This is a genomic window from Dactylosporangium sp. CS-033363, assembly GCF_050942475.1.
Classification (GTDB): domain Bacteria; phylum Actinomycetota; class Actinomycetes; order Mycobacteriales; family Micromonosporaceae; genus Dactylosporangium.
In genome coordinates this window covers 3,372,945-3,392,658 of record NZ_CP192032.1, presented here as the reverse complement: position 1 = coordinate 3,392,658, position 19,714 = coordinate 3,372,945, and the positions used below count along the sequence as shown (strand labels likewise).

Annotated in this window: 18 protein-coding genes; 4 read left to right on the top strand and 14 right to left on the bottom strand. The window is 71.7% G+C overall.

Going from position 1 to position 19,714, the window contains the following annotated elements; translation table 11 throughout:
- The first annotated feature begins 75 nt into the window (after nt 1-75).
- Complete coding sequence (locus ACQPZ4_RS15745; protein WP_433061010.1) at nt 76-3,468, top strand: tetratricopeptide repeat protein; 3,393 nt, start codon at nt 76-78, stop codon at nt 3,466-3,468.
- Here the strand turns inward: ACQPZ4_RS15745 and ACQPZ4_RS15740 are convergent.
- From ACQPZ4_RS15740 to ACQPZ4_RS15710, 7 genes are all read right to left on the bottom strand, one after another.
- A complete protein-coding gene (locus ACQPZ4_RS15740) occupies nt 3,465-3,644 on the bottom strand; it encodes a hypothetical protein (protein ID WP_433061008.1) in 180 nt (59 codons plus the stop codon). The genes ACQPZ4_RS15745 and ACQPZ4_RS15740 overlap by 4 nt on opposite strands.
- Nucleotides 3,638-4,153, bottom strand: a complete 516-nt coding sequence (gene lepB, locus ACQPZ4_RS15735) for a signal peptidase I (protein ID WP_433061005.1) — start codon at nt 4,151-4,153, stop codon at nt 3,638-3,640. The genes ACQPZ4_RS15740 and lepB overlap by 7 nt, the downstream gene beginning before the upstream one ends.
- The gene (locus ACQPZ4_RS15730; protein WP_433061002.1) at nt 4,150-5,955 is read right to left on the bottom strand and encodes an ABC transporter ATP-binding protein; all 1,806 of its coding nucleotides are present in this window, start codon (nt 5,953-5,955) and stop codon (nt 4,150-4,152) included. The genes lepB and ACQPZ4_RS15730 overlap by 4 nt, the downstream gene beginning before the upstream one ends.
- Nucleotides 5,952-6,539, bottom strand: a complete 588-nt coding sequence (locus ACQPZ4_RS15725; RefSeq protein ID WP_433061000.1) for a TlpA disulfide reductase family protein — start codon at nt 6,537-6,539, stop codon at nt 5,952-5,954. Before ACQPZ4_RS15725 ends, ACQPZ4_RS15730 begins: the two co-directional genes overlap by 4 nt.
- 177 nt (nt 6,540-6,716) lie before the next feature.
- Nucleotides 6,717-7,280, bottom strand: a complete 564-nt coding sequence (locus ACQPZ4_RS15720) for a hypothetical protein (RefSeq protein WP_433060997.1) — start codon at nt 7,278-7,280, stop codon at nt 6,717-6,719.
- Complete coding sequence (locus ACQPZ4_RS15715; protein WP_433060994.1) at nt 7,273-8,538, bottom strand: alpha/beta fold hydrolase; 1,266 nt, start codon at nt 8,536-8,538, stop codon at nt 7,273-7,275. Before ACQPZ4_RS15715 ends, ACQPZ4_RS15720 begins: the two co-directional genes overlap by 8 nt.
- Before the next feature lie 10 nt (nt 8,539-8,548).
- Nucleotides 8,549-10,117 carry a CocE/NonD family hydrolase gene (locus ACQPZ4_RS15710; RefSeq protein WP_433060992.1) on the bottom strand — a complete coding sequence of 523 codons (1,569 nt, stop codon included), beginning with the start codon at nt 10,115-10,117 and terminating at the stop codon, nt 8,549-8,551.
- Nucleotides 10,118-10,224: 107 nt separating this feature from the next.
- On the opposite strand from ACQPZ4_RS15710, the gene ACQPZ4_RS15705 reads away from it, so the two are divergent.
- Nucleotides 10,225-10,704: a TetR/AcrR family transcriptional regulator gene (locus ACQPZ4_RS15705; protein ID WP_433060989.1), complete on the top strand. Its 480-nt coding sequence runs from the start codon at nt 10,225-10,227 to the stop codon at nt 10,702-10,704.
- Here ACQPZ4_RS15705 and ACQPZ4_RS15700 read toward each other — a convergent pair.
- The 6 genes from ACQPZ4_RS15700 to chvE form a co-directional block, all read right to left on the bottom strand.
- Nucleotides 10,681-11,535, bottom strand: coding sequence for a fumarylacetoacetate hydrolase family protein (locus ACQPZ4_RS15700; protein WP_433060986.1), 855 nt, complete (start codon nt 11,533-11,535; stop codon nt 10,681-10,683). The genes ACQPZ4_RS15705 and ACQPZ4_RS15700 overlap by 24 nt on opposite strands.
- Nucleotides 11,536-11,577: 42 nt before the next feature.
- On the bottom strand, nt 11,578-12,264 hold the full coding sequence (locus ACQPZ4_RS15695; protein ID WP_433060984.1) for a FadR/GntR family transcriptional regulator: 687 nt from the start codon (nt 12,262-12,264) through the stop codon (nt 11,578-11,580).
- Between the two features lie 131 nt (nt 12,265-12,395).
- The gene (locus ACQPZ4_RS15690; protein ID WP_433060981.1) at nt 12,396-13,622 is read right to left on the bottom strand and encodes an endo-1,4-beta-xylanase; all 1,227 of its coding nucleotides are present in this window, start codon (nt 13,620-13,622) and stop codon (nt 12,396-12,398) included.
- A gap of 113 nt (nt 13,623-13,735) precedes the next feature.
- Complete coding sequence (gene mmsB, locus ACQPZ4_RS15685) at nt 13,736-14,956, bottom strand: multiple monosaccharide ABC transporter permease (protein ID WP_433060978.1); 1,221 nt, start codon at nt 14,954-14,956, stop codon at nt 13,736-13,738.
- Nucleotides 14,953-16,494 (bottom strand): multiple monosaccharide ABC transporter ATP-binding protein, encoded by a 1,542-nt coding sequence (mmsA, locus tag ACQPZ4_RS15680; protein ID WP_433060976.1) that lies wholly within the window; start codon nt 16,492-16,494, stop codon nt 14,953-14,955. Before mmsA ends, mmsB begins: the two co-directional genes overlap by 4 nt.
- Before the next feature lie 72 nt (nt 16,495-16,566).
- Entirely contained in the window at nt 16,567-17,688 is a 1,122-nt protein-coding gene (chvE, locus tag ACQPZ4_RS15675) for a multiple monosaccharide ABC transporter substrate-binding protein (RefSeq protein ID WP_433060974.1), read from the bottom strand.
- 198 nt (nt 17,689-17,886) lie between these two features.
- Here chvE and ACQPZ4_RS15670 point away from each other — a divergent pair, with 198 nt between their 5' ends.
- Together ACQPZ4_RS15670 and ACQPZ4_RS15665 are read left to right on the top strand one after the other, a co-directional pair.
- Nucleotides 17,887-18,318: a MarR family winged helix-turn-helix transcriptional regulator gene (locus tag ACQPZ4_RS15670; RefSeq protein WP_433060971.1), complete on the top strand. Its 432-nt coding sequence runs from the start codon at nt 17,887-17,889 to the stop codon at nt 18,316-18,318.
- Nucleotides 18,315-19,259, top strand: a complete 945-nt coding sequence (locus ACQPZ4_RS15665) for an NADP-dependent oxidoreductase (protein ID WP_433060969.1) — start codon at nt 18,315-18,317, stop codon at nt 19,257-19,259. The genes ACQPZ4_RS15670 and ACQPZ4_RS15665 overlap by 4 nt, the downstream gene beginning before the upstream one ends.
- On the opposite strand, the gene ACQPZ4_RS15660 is transcribed toward ACQPZ4_RS15665, so the two are convergent.
- Nucleotides 19,178-19,663, bottom strand: coding sequence for a hypothetical protein (locus ACQPZ4_RS15660; protein ID WP_433060968.1), 486 nt, complete (start codon nt 19,661-19,663; stop codon nt 19,178-19,180). The genes ACQPZ4_RS15665 and ACQPZ4_RS15660 overlap by 82 nt on opposite strands.
- Between the last annotated feature and the right edge of the window lie 51 nt (nt 19,664-19,714).

Below are 19,714 nucleotides of genomic sequence, written 5' to 3'. Positions count from 1 at the left end.
GACATCGACCGGCATCTCCGGCACAATCGTCGCGGTACCAGGCATTCGGGGGCCTGGCCGCCACGACGGGGGATCATGGACCACAGCGGTGCGGCACGACTGGGCGAGCTGCTCCGTCGGCACCGGCTCCGCGCGGGCATCGACCAGCAGGAACTCGCCGGCCGCGCCGGGCTCAGCGTGCGCGGCCTGCGCGACATCGAGCACGACCGGGTCCGCCGGCCCCGCCCCGAGTCCGTCGAGCGGCTCGCCGACGCCCTGCGCCTGTCCGAACCCGACCGGCACGCGCTGCGATCGGCGCTGACGGGCGGAGGAACAAGCGCACCGGGCGGCGGAACAAGCCGGAAGGGCGCGGCACCGACAGTACAAGTGCAGGTCCTTGGGGCTTTGTCAGTGGCGCGGGAGGACGCGGCGGTCGAGGTCGGCTCGCCGATGCTGCGGTCGCTGCTCGGGCTGCTCGCGATCCATCCGCGCCAGACCGTGTCCCGCGACGAGATCGTCGATGTGCTGTGGGAGCGCCCGCCGCGCAGCTGTTTGAACCTCATCCATGTGTACATCGGGCAGCTCCGCCGGCTGCTCGAGCCCGACCGGCGGCGGCGCGGCACCGCGGCGACCGTGCGGCTGGCGCCCGGCGGGTACCTGCTCGACCTGGACGCGACGGGGCTGGACGTGGCCCGCTTCGACGAGCTGCTGGCCCGCTCGCGGGGGGACGCGGACGCCCTCGGCGCGGCGCTGGACTGCTGGCGGGGGCCGGTGCTGGCGGGCGCCGATCCGCGGCTGCGCGCCCACCGGACCGCGGTCGCGCTGGGCCGGCGGCGGGTCGAGACCGCCCTCGCGTACGCCGATCTGGCCCTCGAAACCGGCGACAGCGCGCGGGCCGCGGCGCGACTGCTGGCCGTCGCGCCCGACGAGCCGCTGCACGAGGGCCTGCACGCCCGGCTGGCACTGCTGCTGGCCGAGGGCGGCGAGCGGGCCGGGGCGCTGCGGGTGCTGGCCGACGTGCGGACCCGCCTCGCGGACGAGCTCGGGGTGGAGCCGGGCGAGGAGCTGCGCGCGGCCCAGCTGCGGGTGCTGCGCGAGCCCGGCACCGACCTCGCCCCCGCGGTGCCGCTCGTGGTGCCCGGTCAGCTGCTCGCCGACGTGGCCACATTCACCGGGCGCGCCGACGCCCTGCGCGACCTGGACGCGAGCGCGGGGGTGGTGGCCATCGCCGGTACCGCCGGCATCGGCAAGACCGCGCTCGTCATGCACTGGGCGCACCGGGTCAAGGAGCGCTTCCCCGACGGGCAGCTCTACGTCAACCTGCGCGGGTACGCCCAGGGGTCCCCGCTGCGCCCGATCGAGGCCCTGGCGCGGTTCCTGCACGCCCTCGGCACGCCGCCCGACGAGGTACCGCTGGAGGTCGAGGAGGCCGCCGCCGTCTTCCGCAGCCTGCTCGCCGACCGCCGCGTGCTGGTCGTGCTCGACAACGCGCGCGACGCCGAGCAGGTGCGCCCGCTGCTGCCCGGCGGCGTCGGCTGCCTGGCCCTGGTGACGAGCCGGGACCGGCTGGCCGGCCTGGTCGCCCGGGAAGGGGCCGCGCTGCTGGTCCTCGACGTGCTGGCCGTGGACGAGGCCCGGGACCTGCTCGGGCGGATCCTCGGCGCCGAGCGGATGCGCACCGAGGCGGCCTGCGCCGACGAGCTGATCGGGCTGTGCGGCGGGCTGCCCCTCGCGCTGCGGATCGCCGCCGCCAACCTGCTGTGCAACCCGCACCAGAGCGTCGCGGAGTACGTGGCCCGGCTGCGCGGCGGCGACCGGCTCACCGCGCTGCGGATCGAGGGCGACCGGCAGACCGCCGTCGGGGCGGCGCTCGACCTGTCGTACGCCGCGCTGCCCGAGCCCGCCCGGCGGATGTTCCGGCTGCTCGGGCTGGTGCCGGGGCCGGACTGCGGCGCCGCCGCGGTGGCCGCGCTCGCCGGAACCGACCCGGCCGGCGTCACCGGCGTGCTGCGGCAGCTGGCCGAGGCGCACCTGCTGGAGGAGACCGGGCCCGGCCGGTACGCGTTCCACGACCTGCTGCGCGTCTACGCCCAGGCCCGCGGGGCCGAGGAGGACGACGAGGCCGGCCGCCGCGCCGCCGTGGACCGGCTGCTGGAGCACTATCTGTCCGGTCTGGACGCCGCCGCCCGCCTGTTGTACCCGGAGAAGCTCCGCCTGCCCCTGCCCGGCCTGCCGCCGACCGTGTTCGCCGACCACGCGCACGCCCTGGCCTGGGTCGACGCCGAGCTGCCGAACCTGGTGGCGGCGGTCGAACACGGCACCGACCCGGGGACGTGGCTGCTCGCCGACGCCCTGCGCGGGTACTTCCACCTGCGCATGCACACCATCGACTGGCTCACCGTGGCGCACGCCAGCCTGGCCGCCGCGCGGGGCGCCGGGGACCTCGCGGCGCAGGCGGTCAGCCACCTGAGCATCGCCGACGCGCACTGGCGGCGCAGCCGGCACGACCTGGCCATCGAGCACTTCCGGCAGGGGCTCGCGGCGGCCCGCCGGACGGACTGGGCCGAGGGGCAGGCGAGCATTCTGGGCAACCTCGGCGCCGTACACTGGCAGACCGGAAATCTGCGGGCGGCGGGCGACCAGATCGCCGAGGCGCTCGAACTCAACCGGCGCAGCGGCTGGCTGGCGGGGCAGGCGGTCAGCCTCGGCAACCTCGGCCTGGTGCGCATGGAGGCCGGCCAGCTCGACATGGCGGCCGGCCATTTCCAGGAGGCGCTCGAACTCGCCCGGCGGATGGGGGCCCGCAGCAGCGAGGCCAACATCCTGGGCAACCTCGGCGAGGCCTGCCAGCTGCTGGGCCGGCTCGACGAGGCCGAAACGCACCTCAACGCGGCCCTGGAGCTGCACCGCGAGCTCGGCGGGCGGGGCAACGAGGCGGCCAACCTGCGCACCCTGGCCGCCACCCACCGCGACGCGGGCCGCCTCGACCGGGCCCTCGCCGCGGCCCGGGCCGCGCTGGACCGGGCCCGCGAGACCGAGATGCTGCGGCTGGAGATCGACGCGCTCAACGTGCTCGGGACGGTGCTCGTCGCGCTGGGCCGGCCCGCCGAGGCGGTCGACAGCCACGAGCGCGCACTCGACATGGCGCGGGAGACCGGCGAGCAGCTCCCCGAGGCGGAGGCGCTCATCGGGGTGGCCGCGGCCCGCCGTCACCTGGGCCGGCTCGACGAGGCCCAGGCCGACATCCGGCGCGCGGTCACGCTCACCCAGCGGGCGGGCTTCCACCAGCTCGAGGGCGCGGCGCTGACCGGGCTCGCGCAGATCCACCTGGCCCGCGGCGAGCCGCAGTGGGCCGTGCAGGTCGGCGAGCGGGCGGGCGCGATTCATGAGAAGACCGGGTACAGGATGGGCATGGTTCTGACCGACGCGCTGCTGGACCGCGGGCCCGGCGAACCGGGCCCGCGGCCTCCGGCGGTCAGGCCGGACTAGCAGCCGTCCCACGGGTCGTTGCAGGCGGTCGAGCTGGTCGTGCAGTTGGGGTTCACCCAGACCTTCTTGTAGATGTTCCCCGAGCAGACCTGGCACCACGACTCGTACGGGCAGCGCGCGGCGGCCGTCGCCTTCGGCAGCACGCGGGCGAGCATCCACTCTCCGAGCTTCACCATGCCGTCCATCCCTTCCCATCAACGCCCGGCCCCGTGCCGGCGCGTGTCGTACCCCCGGCGGCCCGGTCTGCCCGGGCGCCGAAGTCCTGGGGCGGCCCCGGCGACAGCCGCCGCACGACGACCCCGAGCAGCCGCTCGCCGGGCAGGAAGCCCAGGCGGCGCGAGTCGAGGCTGAAGGCGGGGTTGTCGCCGAGCACCACCATCCGGCCGGGCGGCACCGTCCGGCCGTCGAGCACGGCCGTCCCCGTGACGTCGATGGCGGGGACCGGGTCCCCGGGCACCGCGACCGCCCGCTTGATCATCAGTTCGGCGCCGTCGTCATGCAGGACGACGACCTGCCCGGCCTTGACCGTGCCGAGCCCGGCCCGCCGCACCAGCACCCGGTCCCCCGGCTGCAGCGTCGGCTGCATGCTGACCCCGCTCACGGTCACCGCCATGAACCGGCGCCGCAGCACGGCGAGCGCAGCGACGAGGAGCGCGAACGCCGCCCCCAGCGCAAGCACTGTCATCCCGGCACCCCGGCGTCGGTGTACCCGCGGGCCTGCACGTCGAACAGCTCCGCGTAGCGCCCGCCGAGCGCCATCAGCTCGGCGTGGCTGCCGTCCTCGACGATCCCGCCGTCGCCCAGCACCACGATCCGGTCGGCCTCCCGCACCGCGCTGAGCCGGTGCGAGATGAGCAGCGTCGTCAGCCCGGCGCGGTGCCGCCGCAGGGCCGCGTGCACCTCATACTCGGCCTGCGCATCCAGCCCGGCACTGGGCTCGTCGAGGATCACCAGATCCCGCCGCGCCCGCAGCAACGCCCGCGCGAGCGCCACCCGCTGCCACTGCCCGCCGGAGAGCACCACGCCCGTCTGCGGGTCGTCGCCCGGCGCGCCCTGATAGAAAAACCGCGAAAGCAGGGTGTCGTACCCCCTGGGCAGCGCCTCCAGCGTCGCATGCACCCCGGCCCGGACCGCCGCCCCCTCCACCCGCGGCCGATCGTCCAGCGCACTCAGGTCGCCCACGGCGATGTTCTCGGCCGCCGTCAGGTCATAGGCGGTGAAGTCCTGGAAAATGGCCCCGATCCGCTCGCGCAGCGCCGCCGGGTCAAGGTCCCGCAGGTCGACCCCGTCCCAGGTGATCGAGCCGCGGGTCGGGTCGTAGAACCGGCACAGCAGCTTCACCGTGGTGCTCTTGCCGGCCCCGTTCAGCCCGACCAGCGCGACCGTCTGCCCGTGCGGGACGAACAGGCTCACCCCGCGCAGCACCCACGGGTGCTCGTCGCTGTAGCGGAACCACACGTCCCGCAGTTCAAGCCCCAACCGCAGCTCTGGTACCGCCTGTGCCTCCACCGCCACCGGCAGGTCCGGCCCGCCGGTGACCACGGCCTGGTAGTGCTCGAACAGCAACAGCGCCTGATGCGCGGCCGCCGCCTGCTGCACCCCGCCCGCCAGTCCCATCTGCACCCCGGCCATGGCCGCGATGAACATCGACACGTCCCCGAGCGTCGCCCGCCCGGCCGCCGTCTCCGCGATCATCCACATCAGACCGCCGCCGGCGACGACGGCGGAGAGCACCCCGAGCAGCCCGTGACTGCGCAGCTGCCGCAGCCCGATCCGCCGGTACTCGTCGTTCACCGCCGTCAGCTCGGTGCGCATCCGCTCCCGGAAGAAGTCCCCCAGCCCGAACAGCCGCACCTCCTGGGCCACCCCCGGCGTGGTGAGCAGCCGAGCGAAGAACATGTGCCGCCGCTGCGCATGCCCGGTCCGGAACAGCATCGCCGCCTGCTCCCGGCTCAGCGACAGGTGCACGAGCAGCATCGGCAGCGCCGCGACGAGCACCGTGCCGGCCGTGACCGGGCTGACCGCGACCAGCGCCCCGGTGAACCCGACGACCCCGATGAGCGCCTGGACGAGCCCCAGCGAGCTGGACACGAGCTGCCCGGGCCCGCTGCGGCTGGCCTGCTCGGCCATCTGCAGCCGATCCTGGAAGCCGGGGTCCTCGAGCCGGGTCAGCCCCGGCTGCCCGTTGACGGCGATGTACAGACGCTCCTGCGCCCGTACTCCGATGCGGCGCTCGGTCTCGGCGGTGACGTACCGCAGCGCCTGTGGCGTGACGCCGGCAACGAGCCCGGCAAGGCCCATCGCGGCGGCCAGCCCGAGCAGCGGGGCGAGCTGGGCGCCGGCACTCAACCGGTCGAACACCTGCTTGGCGAGCACCGCGGTCACCACGGGCAGCACCCCACCGGCGACGGTGAGCACGACCTCGGCGACGAGCAGCCCCGGCGCGGCCGACCAGGCGAGCCCGAGCGCGGCCCGGGCGTGCCTCACGTGGCGGCTCCCGCCTTGGTCCTGGCCGCACCCGACCGGATCTTCGCGCCGTACCGCTGCGGATCGGGGAACCCACCGAGATCGGTCCCGGAGGACAGGATGACCCCGTCGGCGTCGAGCAGGTACATGGCGGGCAGCCCGCGCACCCCGAACGCCTCGTACACCGACCCGCCCCCGTCCGGCTCGTCGACGACGTGCGCGGTGGGACTGAGCTCCCTGGCCAGTTCGGCGGTCTCCTCGGGCGAGCCGACCACGACGGCGAACACCTGATCGCGCTCAAGCCCAGCGGCGCGCGCGTACTTCAGGAACTTCGGCATCCGGTCGTGACACAGGTTGCAGTGCGGCGTGAAGAACCCGACGAGCCGCCCCTTGCCCCCGGCCGTCTCGAACGCCTCCCCGTCCCGCGAGCTGACCGCGAACGGTTCGGGCCGCTCCCCCGGCGGCAACACGGGCCGCGCCCCTTCGTCGCTGATGACGCCGGGCGCCTCGGCCTTCTGCAGCCGCTTGATGACCCCGAGCAGCAGCACCAGGTTGAGCCCCGTGACAATACCGAGCAGCACAACAGCGGCGGTGAGGTACGTCATCGGTCGCAACGCTCCTTGGTCTCGGCCTGCCGAACCGGCGACACCAAGCTATGCAGGACCATCGGCAGGTTCACTGAACCCGGACTGAACCCATCGACCCCCACGTCGACCTGCCTCTGCGGCACCGCACCGGCAGGACCGGCAGAACCCCACCGGCAGAGCGCCGGCGATTTCGCGTCAGAGGGGCGGCAGGGGCTCGCCGGGGGCCGGGCCGCGGCCGTGGTCGAGGAAGTGGAGGTACACGCGCAGGTCCGTTGCCAGGCCGCCGTCGAGGTAGGCCAGGTAGTCCACCAGGCCGGCGGCCTCGTGCTCCTCGAACGGCTCGCCCTCGGCGCCCCACTCCAGCTGCATGCACAGGATCCAGTCGCGCACGCGGCGCCGGTCGCGCCACCACGCGCGGACGAGGTCGGGCGTCCAGTGCTCGTCGCCGTCGCAGGCCCAGCCGGACCAGGGGTCGTAGCGCATGCCGATGAGCACGTCGCGCAGTTCCGGGGCGGTGGTGGGCTGGCGGTAGAGGAACTCGCCGTCCTCGCAGTACATGATGTGGCGGGGTGCGCCCTGGCGGCCGACGAAACAGGTGTCCGTCATCCCGCCGTAGAGGGGGCCCGGGACGTTGCGCCAGTTGAGGTCCTCCCATCGGCCGCGGAAGACGTCCTCGGGGTCGGGGCGCAGGCCGAACGCCGGCAACTCGGCGAAGACCGGCTCGATGTGCGGCAGCGGATCCCAGTACGAGTCAGGCATCGCCGCGGGCCATGGCGATCAGGCGGTCCAGGATCGCGCGGGAGCTCACGCGCAGGGCGTCGTGCTCGTGTTCGTTCGTGATCCAGGTGCGGGCGCCCCTGATGGCGGCGGCCGTCGCGAGCGAAAGCGAACGGTCCACGTACATGTCCTCGTAGTACACCGCGGCCACCACCGGCACCTCGTTCGCGGCGAGCCGGGCCGGGTCGTACAGCCGCGGCCAGGAAGCGCGGGCGGCCAGCAGGTGCGCCGCCTCCCGAAGCGGGGTCAGGGCCGGGTCGACGTCGAACTGCCACGGGTACGTCATCTCGCCGGTGAAGTACACGACGTCGGAGGAGGCGTCGAACGCCGGGTGCTCGGAGCGCACGCGCTGCGCGGCCCAGCCCGTCGCGTTCTGCTGGCCGTAGCAGGCCTCGTGCAGCAGCGGGAAGATCGGGTTGCTCGCGAAGCCGATGCGCGCGTGCACCTGCGCGAGGAAGGCATCGGACAGTACACCCGGGGACTCGAACGCGTCCTCGACGAGGTAGTGCAGTTCGTGCGAGCCGGTGCTCGAACCGAACGCGATGCCGAGCGTCTGGAAGGACTCGACGGTCAGCCGCGCACCGTCGGGCAGGCGGACGTCGCGATCGCGCAGAAACGCGCAGATGTCGCGCACCGCGGCGACGTCAGAAGGGTAGCGGTCGTAGTGGGCCTCGTTGCGCCCGGCGACGCGGGGGTAGGTGGCGCGGTACACGTCCTCCGCCCGCGCGTCCAGGCCCGGCAGGCCGCCGGTGATGAGGACCTCGCGGAGTCCTTCGGGGGCGAACGACAGGTAGTTCACCGCGCAGAAGCCGCCGAAGGACTGGCCCAGGACGGTCCAGCGCTCGTCGCCCAGCAGCGAGCGGCGCAGCAGCTCGGCGTCGCGCACGATGCTGTCGGCGCGGAAGTGGGAGAGGTACTCGGCCTGCGCCTCGGGCGTGCCCCGCCGGGTCACCGAGTGCCGGCTGACCCGCGTCGAGCGGCCGGTGCCGCGCTGGTCGAGCAGCAGGACCCGGTAGTCGTCGAGGGCCCGGCCGACCCACGAGTCGCGGCCGATCGGGCGGGGCGAGGCGCTGCCGGGGCCGCCCTGCAGGAAGAGCAGCCAGGGCTTGTCGGCGTTACCGGGAGTGACGACCGCGCGGGCGAAGATGTCGATGGTCTCGCCCGCGGGGTCGCCGTGGTCCAGCGGCACCGTCAGGACGTGGTCGGTCAGGACGGTGCCGGGGTGGCGGAAGCTGCTCATGCCGCCATTTCTAGCGGATCGGCACGTCTACATACGATCCACCCGCGACCGTGACGGCCGCGCCGAGGGTGTTCGCGTCGTAGTACAGCGGGTCGGCGGTGTCCACGACGAGCGTGAGCGAATGGCCGGCCGGCACGTCGTACGCGGTCGCCGACAGCGCCACGTCGAGCGAGCGGCTGCCCGTCGCGGTGCCGAGCCAGCTCACCGGGGCGTGCGTGATGAGCTTGGCGTTGCCGAGACTGTCCAGGTCGTAGAGGTACGCGACGACCGTGCCCTGCGCGGCGGTGCCCGTCATGTTCAGGTGAACCGTCGGGATGCCGCGAATGCGCAGTGCGGTGCCGGGCCGCTCGGAGGCCCACACACCCGCGCGCAGACGGTCGACGGCCGGCAGCCAGATTTGCGGCTGCTGTCCCGTAAATGCGCCGACGCCGTTGGTGAGCAGCACGACGCCGCCGTTCGCGACGGTGTCCAGGTCGCCGGGCAGGGTCTTGCTCCAGCCGCCGCCCGGGGCGCCGCCGAGCAGGCCGGTGCCGTCGAGCCAGCGGATCGCGCCGAGGCCGTAGCGCCGGGTCGAGGTGTTCAGGGCCGACCAGGACGCATAGGACTCGGTTGCCGCATTCAGAGGCCGCAGTTGTACTGCCGGTTCTCCCCCGATCCCCGTGTCGGTCCCGGCGAGATACTGGTCGAACCAGCGGTACAGACTGGTCCAGGCGTCGTTCGGCAGGCCGAGGATGCCGGTGAACTCCGCGATCGCATGGTCGCCGGGGCGCAGCTCGAGCCGCTTCGGGGTGTTCAACCGGCCGAAGAAGTCCACGAGCTGATCGGGCGGGAAGAACGAGTCGCCCCACGCGTTCGCGATGAGCACGGCCGGCCTGTTCGCATTGATCGCGTCGAGGTACGTGGCCGCCGAGCGAACGCGCGCCCACGCCTGCACCTGCGCGACGTTGCGGTTGGCGTTGAAGTCGGCGAGCTTGCCGGACAGGTCCGCGCCGGGGTGCCCGAGCAGGCTCGCGGCCAGGCTCAGCAGCCCGGCGGACTGCTGGTGGCGGGTGTTGTCGCCGTACAGGCTGTACACGAGGTCGGTCCAGCCGCTCATCATGACCACCGCGCGGATGCGCTTGTCGAACGCCGAGCCGAGCAGGCTGATCCCGGCGCCGTAGGAGACGCCCGCGGCTCCGATGCGCGCGGGGTCGGCGGCGGTGTTGGCGATCGTCCAGTCGATCACCTTGGACAGGTCGGCCATGTCCTGCGGGCCGGCGGTGTCGATCTCGCCGCCGGAGGCCCACCAGCCGCGCGGGGTGTAGGAGACGACGACGTACCCGCGGCCGGCCAGGATGTTCGCCTGCGCGAGGTACTCGAGGTCGTTGAGACCCCAGCTGGACGGGAAGACGATCGCCGGGCGTTTCGCGGTGCCGGCCGGGGCGACGACGTTCGCCTTGAGCACGACGCCGCCGGCGCCGGCGATGTCGACGAACGTCGTGGTGTTCGCGGGCGCGGCGGCGGCGGCCGGCGCCTGGAGGGTGACCGCGGCGAGCAGCGCCACGGCGAGCAGGGTGAGGACTTGGCGGGTACGGGTCATACGCACGCTCCTGGCGGGGTAGCGCTTCGTGGTGGCGGCAGCGTAGGAGCCCGTTCCGAGAATTAGAAGTTCGTGACATTCTCATTACCGGTCGGTAACATACCCTGGTGCTCTACGGGTCTCCGACGCCGCAGCGCCGCGACGCGCAGCGCAACCGCTCGGCGATCGTGCGCGCGGCGAGCGAGCTCGTGCTCGCGCGCGCGGCGGTGCTCATGCCGGAGATCGCGCGGCGGGCGGGGGTCGGGCAGGCCACGTTGTACCGCCATTTCCGCGACCGGCACGCGCTGGTCGCGGCGGTCGTCACCGACCAGCTGGAGCGCCTCGAGGCCGACGAGTCGTGCGACTTCCGCGGGCTGCTCACGGCGGCGCTGCGGCTGTACACCGTGATGGGTCCACTGTCGAGCGGCGGCCTCGACCGCCGGCTGTCCGTCGCGCTCACCCCGGCGCTGCGGCGCGCACAGCAGCAGGGCCAGGTCCGGCCCGACCTCGTGCCGGACGACCTGGCCCTGCTGTTCGCGATGCTCTCCGGCGCACCCGCGGACGCCGAGCGCTCGATCGCGCTGTTACTGGACGGGGTATGCCGTTAGCGTCTGGCGCTGCCGGCCGAGGCCCTCGATCTCCAGCTCCATCACGTCGCCCCCGCGCAGGTACGGCTGTCCGGGCAGGCCCATCGCCACGCCCGCCGGGGTGCCGGTGTTCACGATGTCGCCCGGGTACAGCACCATGAACTGGCTCAGGTACCAGACCAGGTGCGGTACCCCGAAGATCATGTCGGCGGCCAGCTCGTCCTGCCGCGCCTCGCCGTTCACCCAGGAGCGCAGCCGCAGCCCGGGCACGTCGACGCCGTCCGCGGTGACCAGCCACGGGCCGAGCGGGTTGAACGTCTCGCAGTTCTTGCCCTTGTCCCACTGCCCGAGCCGCTCGAGCTGGAACTCGCGCTCGGAGACGTCGTTGCTCACCGCGTAGCCGGCGATGTGGGCGGCGGCGTCGGCGGGGCTGTCGAGGTACCGCGCCGTCTTCCCGATCACGATCGCCAGCTCGACCTCGTAGTCCGTCTTGACGCTGGCCTTCGGGATGCGCACGTCGTCGTTCGGCCCGACGAGCGTGTCGGCCGCCTTGAGGAACACGATCGGCTCGGACGGCGGCTCGGCCCCCGACTCGGCCGCGTGCCGCGCGTAGTTCTGCCCGATGCACACGATCTTGCCCGGGTCGCGGACCGGCGGGCCGATCCGGGTGCCCTCGGCGACCACCAGGCGGGGCAGCTCGTCCAGCGCCGCCCGGGCGCGGTCGAGCCCGCCGCCGGCCAGGAACGCGGCGTCGATGTCGAGGGTGACGCCGGACAGGTCGAGGTACGTGCCGTCCTCGGCGACCACCGCGGGCCGCTCCTGACCGGCACGGCCGATACGGGCAAGTCTCATACCGGCCAAACTATGCCCGCCGTGGTCAAGTGGTCAAGCCAATCACGCCCGCGCGGCCGCCGCCCGCCGGGCCTCCTCCGCGATCCGCGTCAGGTGCGCGGCCATCGCCGCCCGCGCCCCCTCCGCGTCCCGCCGGTCGATGGCGTCGACGATCGCCCGGTGCTCGGCCGCCGACCGGCGCAGCACCCCCGGCCGCGAGGCGGTCATCGCCCGGCTCGCCAGCCCCAGCGTGGACAGCGTCTGCAACATCGTGGCCAGCAGCGCGTTCCCGGCCGCGTCCGCGATCAGCCGGTGCAGCGCGAGATCCGCCGCCACCCGGTCCGGCTCCGCGAGCGCGGCACGCATCGCCGCCACCTGCCCCGCATCGGCGTGCGCGGCGGCGAGACCGGCCAGGGCGGGCTCGATGATGAGCCGGGCCTCGAAGAGCTCCTCGACGGTACGCCCACTCAGCGCCATCACGAACTGCAGCGGCTCCAGCAGCGCGGCCATGTCGAGCGCGGCGACGTACGTGCCGGATCCGTGCCGGCTCTCCAGGATGTTCAGCCCGACCAGCGCCCGGATCGTCTCCCGCAGCGTGGGCCGGCTGATCCCGAGCATCTCGCTGAGCTCCCGCTCGGCCGGCAGCCGCTGCCCCGGCACCAGCCGCCCGTCGACGATCATCTCCTGGATGAGGCGGGTCGCCTGGGCCGCCGCGGAGGAGCGGTGCACCGGCGTGAACTCGGCAGTCAACGGCTGCTCCCGGGTGACTAGGTGACCTGACCATTTTAGGGCCAAGGTCGCCACCTGCCCGGCACAGACGCCGGGGCGGGCGCCGATCGGGCGCCCGCCCCGTCTCCTGAACCCCCAGTAACGACTGTGTGCTAGCGGTGCGGCTTCTGCGGCACCCGCGGCTGCACGAGCGGCGGCCCCGCGGCGGCCAGGTCGCCCTGGACCGTGCGCAGCGCCTTCTTCGGCTGGTAGTTCGCGTCCCACAGGCAGCCCGCGCCCTCCGGCGGGTTCTTGAACCAGCCCGGGATCCACGAGTGTTTGTCGGTGAAGCCCCACACCGTGAAGGACAGGCAGTGCCGGTTCATGAGGCAGGCCTGCAGCAGGACGTGGTAGTTGTACGCGGCGGCCTGGTCCCGGGCGTTGAGGTCGGCGCCCGCGGCGTCCAGGGCCGGGTCCTTGGCATCCTTCAGCAGGCTGCGCACGTCCACCTCGGTGAGCGCGACGGCCAGGCCGAGGTCGGTGAAGCGCTGCAGCGAGTCGGCCACGGCGAGCACGTCGTAGTTGCCGTACTGCGTGCTGAGGTGCCCCTGGCTGCCCACCCCGTCGATCGGCACGCCCTGCGCCCGCAGCTTCTTCACCATGTCGTACACGAACTGCGTCTTGTCCCCGGCTCCACCGTCACCGAAGGCGTCGATGTTGTAGTCGTTGTAGAACAGCAGCGCCTTCGGGTCGGCGGCACGGGCGGTGCGGAACGCGTCGGCGAGGTAGTCCGGGCCGAGCAGGTCGGCGAACTTCTGCTTGAGCGAGCCGGTGTTGCCGCCGAGGTGGATCGCCGACGGGGTCTCCCACGGGTCGGAGACGGCCTCGTTGACCACGTCCCACTGCCAGATCTTGCCGCGGAAGTGGGTCACCACGTCGGTGATGTGCTGCTTGAGCAGCGCGCGCAGCTGCGGGCCGTCGATGGTGCCGTCCTGGATGCCGGTGTTCAGCCAGCCGGGGAGCTGGCTGTACCAGGCCAGGACGTGGCCGCGCACGAGCTGGTGGTTGCGCTGCGCCTCGGCGACGAACGCGTCGGCGACGGCCCAGTTGTAGGTGCCGCGGGTCGGCTCCAGGCTCTCCCACTTCATCGCGTTCTCGGCCGTGACAGTGGAGAACTGGCTGTTCACGAGCGACTTGTACTGCGGGTCGGCGGCATCGGCGTACGCCGCCGGGTCGACGGCGGTGCCGAAGTACAGCCCGTTGCGCGCGGCCAGTCCGCGCAGGCTCTGGTCCTGCGTCGCCGGCGGGCGGGGGCCGCCGGCGGACGCCGCGACGGCGCCCAGCGTCACCACGGCCACGGCCGCCGCGAGGCCGGCCGTGGCCATTCTGCGTAATGTCATGAGCGTGGCTCCCGATTGTTTCGAAACAATTGCAGGGAATCGCCTTGAGACACCGACGCTATTGGGCCGTCAATACACCCGTCAATACGCCTCCGTTATCGAAACATTGCCAATCACTGGGCCGAGTTGGCGACCCGCTTGCTGACGATGTCGAACGCGACCGCGGCGATCAGGACGAGCCCCTTGATGGCCTGCTGCCACGCCGCGTCGACGCCCAGAATCGACAGGCCCATGTTCAGCACGCCCATGATCAGTGCCCCGATCACGGCCCCCGTGACCTTGCCGATTCCGCCGGTCACGGCCGTGCCGCCGATGAACGCGGCGGCGATCGCGTCCAATTCGTAGTTCGTCCCGGCGCCCGCCACGCCGGCCCCGGCACGCGAGGTGGTGACGACCGCGGCGACGCCGGCCAGGATGCCCATGTTGACGAAGATGAGGAAAGTTACACGCTTCGTCTTCACGCCCGACAGTTTCGCGGCGGCGAGATTCCCGCCCATCGCGTAGATGTGCCGGCCGAACACCGTGTTGCCCATGATGTACGTGTAGAGAATGACCAGTGCGCCGACGATGATGAGCACGTTCGGGGTGCCGTCGGTGCTCTCGGCGAGCAGATAGGTGATGTACGCGATGAGCGCCGTGAACACCGCGAGTTTGCCGATGAACGCGGCCCGCGGCTCCAGCCGCAGGTCGTAGCGGATCAGCTCGCGGCGGGTGCGCAGCTGCGTGTACGCGAGCCCGCCGATCGCCACGCCGCCGACGAGCAGCGTCATGCCGTCGAGGTTGCCCAGGAACCCGAGCGCGTTGGGCAGCGACTTGGCCGCGATGGCGCCGAAGCCCTGATCCTGCACCGGCACGGTCTGGCTCACCGCGAGCACCGCGAGGCCGCGGAAGAGCAGCATCCCGCCGAGCGTGACGATGAAGGCCGGGATGCCGACGTACGCGATCCAGAACCCCTGCCAGCAGCCGACGACGATGCCGATCGCGACGGACGCGGCCACCGCGACGGGCCAGGGCCAGCCCCACTCGGTGATCATCAGGGCACACACGCCGCCGATGAACGCCACGATCGAGCCGACGGACAGGTCGATGTGCTGGGCCACGATGACCATGACCATGCCGATGGCCAGGATCAGCACGTAGGCGTTCTGCTGGACCAGCGCGGCGACGTTGTCGGGGTACAGCAGCCGCCCGTCGGTCAGGATCTGGAACGTGATGACGATGGCGATGAGGACCGTCAGCATGCCGTACTGCCAGAGGTTCTGGCCCAGGTACCCGCGCAACGACGAGACCTCGGTCGGCGTCGTCTCCGGCGGCAAGGTCTCCGTCGTGCTCACCGGCTGACTCCGCTCTTGTCCATCGTCATGTACCGCATGAGGCCCTCCTGGGTAGCCGCCGCCCGGTCCATCTCGCCGGTGATCCGCCCCTGGCTCATCGCGTAGATCCGGTCGCAGATCCCGAGCAGCTCCGGCAGCTCGGAGGAGATCACGACGACCGCCTTGCCGGCGTCCGCGAGGGCGTTGATGATTTCGTAGATCTCGTACTTGGCGCCGACGTCGATGCCACGGGTCGGCTCGTCGAGGATGAGCACCTCGGGCTCGGTGAAGAGCCACTTGCTCAGCACGACCTTCTGCTGGTTGCCGCCGGAGAGCTTGCCGGTGAGCACGGCGACGGAGTCGGCCTTGACCCGCATCTCCCGGCGCAGCCGCTCCGCCCGGTGCACCTCCTCGGCGTTGTTGACCACGCCGAGCTTGGCGACCGCCGCGAGCTTGGCCGCGGTGATGTTGCGCTTGATGTCCTCGATGAGGTTCAGGCCGTACCGCTTGCGGTCCTCGGTCGCGTAGGCGATGCCGTGCCCGATGGCCTCGTCGACGGAGCGGGCCCGGACCTCCCGGCCGTGCAGGTACAGCCGCCCGGAGATCCCGGTGCCGTAGCTGTGCCCGAACACGCTCATCGCGAGTTCGGTGCGGCCGGCGCCCATGAGCCCGGCGACCCCGATGATCTCGCCGCCGTGCACGCGCAGGTTCGCGCCGTCCACGACGACCCGGCCGCGGTCGATGGGGTGGTGCACGGTCCAGTCCTCGATCCGCAGCACCTCCTCGCCGATGCGGGGCGTGTGGTCGGGGAACCGGTGCGCGAGGTCGCGGCCGACCATGGCGCGGATGATCCGATCCTCCGTGACGGGATCCGCACCGTGCATGTCGAAGTCCGCGACGGTACGGCCATCGCGCAGCACGGTCGTCGTGTCCGCGATCGACGCGATCTCGTTCAGCTTGTGCGAGATGATGATCGAGGTGATGCCCTGGCCCTTGAGCTGGCGGATCAGCCCGAGCAGGTGCTCCGAGTCGGCGTCGTTCAGGGCGGCCGTCGGCTCGTCGAGGATGAGCAGCCGGACCCGCTTGGACAGCGCCTTGGCGATCTCGACGAGCTGCTGCTTGCCGACGCCGATGTCGAGGATCTTGGTGTCCGGCTGCTCGCGCAGGCCGACGCGGGCGAGCAGCTCGGCCGCGCGCCTGTTCGTCTGCGGCCAGTTCACGATGCCGCGGGTCGCGCGTTCGTTGCCGAGGAAGATGTTCTCCGCGATCGACAGGAACGGGCTGAGCGCGAGCTCCTGGTGGATGATGACGATCCCGCGCTGCTCGGAGTCGCGGATCGAGCGGAAGTGGCACGGCTCGCCGGCGAAGTCGATGTCGCCCTCGTAGGAGCCGTGCGGGTACACCCCGGACAAAATCTTCATCAACGTGGACTTGCCGGCGCCGTTCTCGCCACAGATCGCGTGCACCTCGCCCTCGGCCACCCGCATCGTGACGTCCTGGAGCGCTTTCACGCCTGGAAAACTCTTGGTGATGCCGTGCATCTCGAGCAACAAGGGCATGGGGGCTTCCCTTACAGGTCGCGTGTGGGCCGGGCCCGCACTCGGCGGACCCGGCCCGGCTGGCTCCGGCGGTTACAGGCCCAGGTCGGAGGCCTTGAAGAAGCCGGAGTCGACCAGTTTCGACTTCACGTCGTCCTTGGTGACCACGACCGGCGGGAGGAGGTAGGAGGGAACGACCTTGATCCCGTTGTTGTACGTCTTGGTGTCGTTCGTCTCGACCTGCGTGCCCTTGCTGATCGAGTCGACCATCTTGGCCACCTGGTCGCCGAGGGTCCGGGTGTCCTTCCAGACCGTCATCGACTGCTTGCCGGCCAGGATGTTCTTGGTGTTGGCGAGGTCGGCGTCCTGCCCGGTGAGGATGGGCCAGTCACCGCCCGGCTTGTACCCGTGCGAGTCCAGCGACTGCGCGATGCCCAGCGCGAGGGAGTCGTTCGGGGACAGTACGACATCGACCTTCTTGCCGCCGGTGTAGAAGGAGTTCAGCCGGTTGTCCATCTCGGCCTGGGCCGTCTCGGTCTTCCAGCCGTTGATCGAGACCGTCTTCCAGTCGTCGTTGGTGGCCAGCTTCTTGCCCGACGGGATGACGAGCTTGCCGCTGTCCACATAGGTCTTGAGCACGTCCCAGGCGCCGGCGAAGAAGAACTTGGCGTTGTTGTCGTCGGACGAGCCCGAGAACGGCTCCAGGTTGAACGGGCCCTTGCCCTGGTCGAGGCCGAGCTTGGAGACGATGAACTGGCCCTGCAGCTGGCCGACCTTGTAGTTGTCGAAGGTCGCGTAGTAGTCCACGTTGGGGCTGGAGTTGATCAGCCGGTCGTACGCGATGACCTTGACCTTCTTGTCCGCCGCCTGCTGCAGCACCGGCGCGAGCGCGGTGCCGTCGATGGAGGCGATGACCAGGATCTTGGCCTTGTCGTTGATCATGTTCTGGAGCTGGGTGATCTGCTGGTCGACCTTGTTGTCGGCGTACTGCAGCGAGGTCTTGTAGCCCGCCTTCTTCAGCAGGTCCTCGAGGTGGGCGCCGTCGTTGTTCCAGCGCTCCAGACTGCGGGTCGGCATGGCGATCCCGACCAGGGCCGGTCCGCTGTCGGCGCCGCCGCCGGCGTTGTCGTCCTTGCGGGTCTGGCTGCAGGCCGAGGTCGTGGCGAGCAGGGCCGCCAGGGCGGTGGCGGCCAGGATCTTGAGGGTCTTACCCATCCCTGACGCCTCCTTTCGTATCGGGAGGAGAGGGTGTGCGTGCAGGGTGGTGGGGTTTGTTATGGCCGCGAACATACCTCCCTTCGCCGGTGATCAGTGGTCACAGATCGGTAACACCATGGTCAACTCCGTTGCGCCGTAACATGTTTCGAAACTTCTTTGTTTAGCTCTAATGTAATTAGTGCTAATGTACTTCCCGTGAGCGTGGATCTCCGGCAGGTCTTCGAGGACCTGGTGCGGTTCGAGACCGACCTGTGGAACGGCGTGGACGCCAAGCTGCGGGAGGCGGGGGCGATCCCCCTCGGCAGCCTCGACGTGCTGCGCGTGGTGGCCCGCACCGAGGCGTGCCGCATCAACGACATCGCCACCGCCCTGTGCATCACCATCGGCGGGGCCAGCCAGGCGGTCGACCGCGTGGTGGCCCGCGGCCTGCTGGAGCGCCGCCCCAACCCAGACGACCGGCGATCGTCCATTGTGGAGCTCACCGCCGACGGCACCGCCGCGATCGCGGCCGCCGAGACGGTGTTCGACGCCGAGCTGGCGGCGCGGTTCGGCGGCGCCCTGACGGGTAGCGCCCTGCGGAGCTTCGCCCGCTCACTGTCCACCCTGCGCAGTTGGAGGAACTCATGACGGAGACGATGACCGGGGCCACGGCCCGGGCCGTGCGGTTCGACGGCTTCGGCGGCCCCGAGGTGCTGTACCTGGCCGACATCCCGATGCCCTCACCCGGCCCCGGCGAGGTGGTGGTGGCCGTGCGCGCGGCCGGCGTCAACCCGGGCGAGAGCGGCATCCGCAGCGGGGCGCTCGAATTCCTGTACCGGACCTCGTTCCCCAGCGGCGAGGGCAGCGACCTGGCCGGCGTCGTCACCCAGGTCGGCCCGGGCGTGACCGGGTTCGCGGCCGGCGACGAGGTGCTCGGCTTCTCCTGGACCCGCTCCAGTCACGCCACCCACACGGCGGTGCCGGTCACCCAGCTCATCCGCAAGCCGGCCGCGCTGTCGTGGGAGGTCGCCGGCTCCCTGTACGTCGTGGGCTGCACCGCCTACGCCGCCGTCCGCGCCATCGGGGTGAAGCCGGGTGAGACGGTCGCCGTCTCGGCCGCGGCCGGCGGCGTCGGCACGCTGACCGTCCAGCTGCTGCGGCACGCCGGCGCCCGCGTCCTCGGCATCGCCTCACCGTCCAATGGGGACTGGCTCGCGGCGCACGGCGTCGTCCCGGTTCCCTACGGCCCCGACCTGGCCGACCGGTTGCGCGCGGCCGCCCCGGACGGGATCGACGCCTTCATCGACCTGTTCGGGCCGCAGTACGTCGACCTCGCCCTCGAGCTCGGCATCCCCAAGGACCGGATCAACACCATCATCGCGTTCGAGGCCGCCCAGCGCCTCGGGGTGAAGGCGGAGGGCAGCGACGACGCGTCCACTGTGGAGGTCTTGCAGTACGTGGCCGACCTGCTCGTGGACGGCACGCTGGAGCTGCCGATCGCGGCCACCTACTCGCTGGACGACGTGGCCAAGGCGTTCGAGGAGGTCGACCGCCGCCACACCCGCGGCAAGATCGTCCTGCTCCCGTAGGCGCTCACGAACATCGCCGCGTAGAGGAGCGTGATCCACGGCTGGTAGTCCACGTAGAGCTCGTGCGGCGTGAGCGACCACGGGTTCTCGATGAGCACGAAGCCCACGAAGTCGACGAGCATCGCCGCGCCGGTCCAGGCCACGGCGAGCGCGAGGGCCTCGTGCCGGCGCCCGGCCGGACGGCGCCAGTAGAGCATCCCGAACAGCGTGGCGACCACGAGCATGATGACGACGTGGTACGGCACCGTGGCCGTGAACGACGGCGCCAGCACCATGCTCCCGGCGCGGGCGTCGGCGTCGGCGGTGTGGTTGACGGCCCCGTAGATCAGCGTGACGGCCCCGGCCAGCACGGTCACGACGGCGTAGGCGGCGAAGAAACAGACGGTGGCGCGAAGCACTCTCATGGCGTCTCCCCGTGTTTGTGTAAGGCTTACACTAAAGACGATGGCAGACTG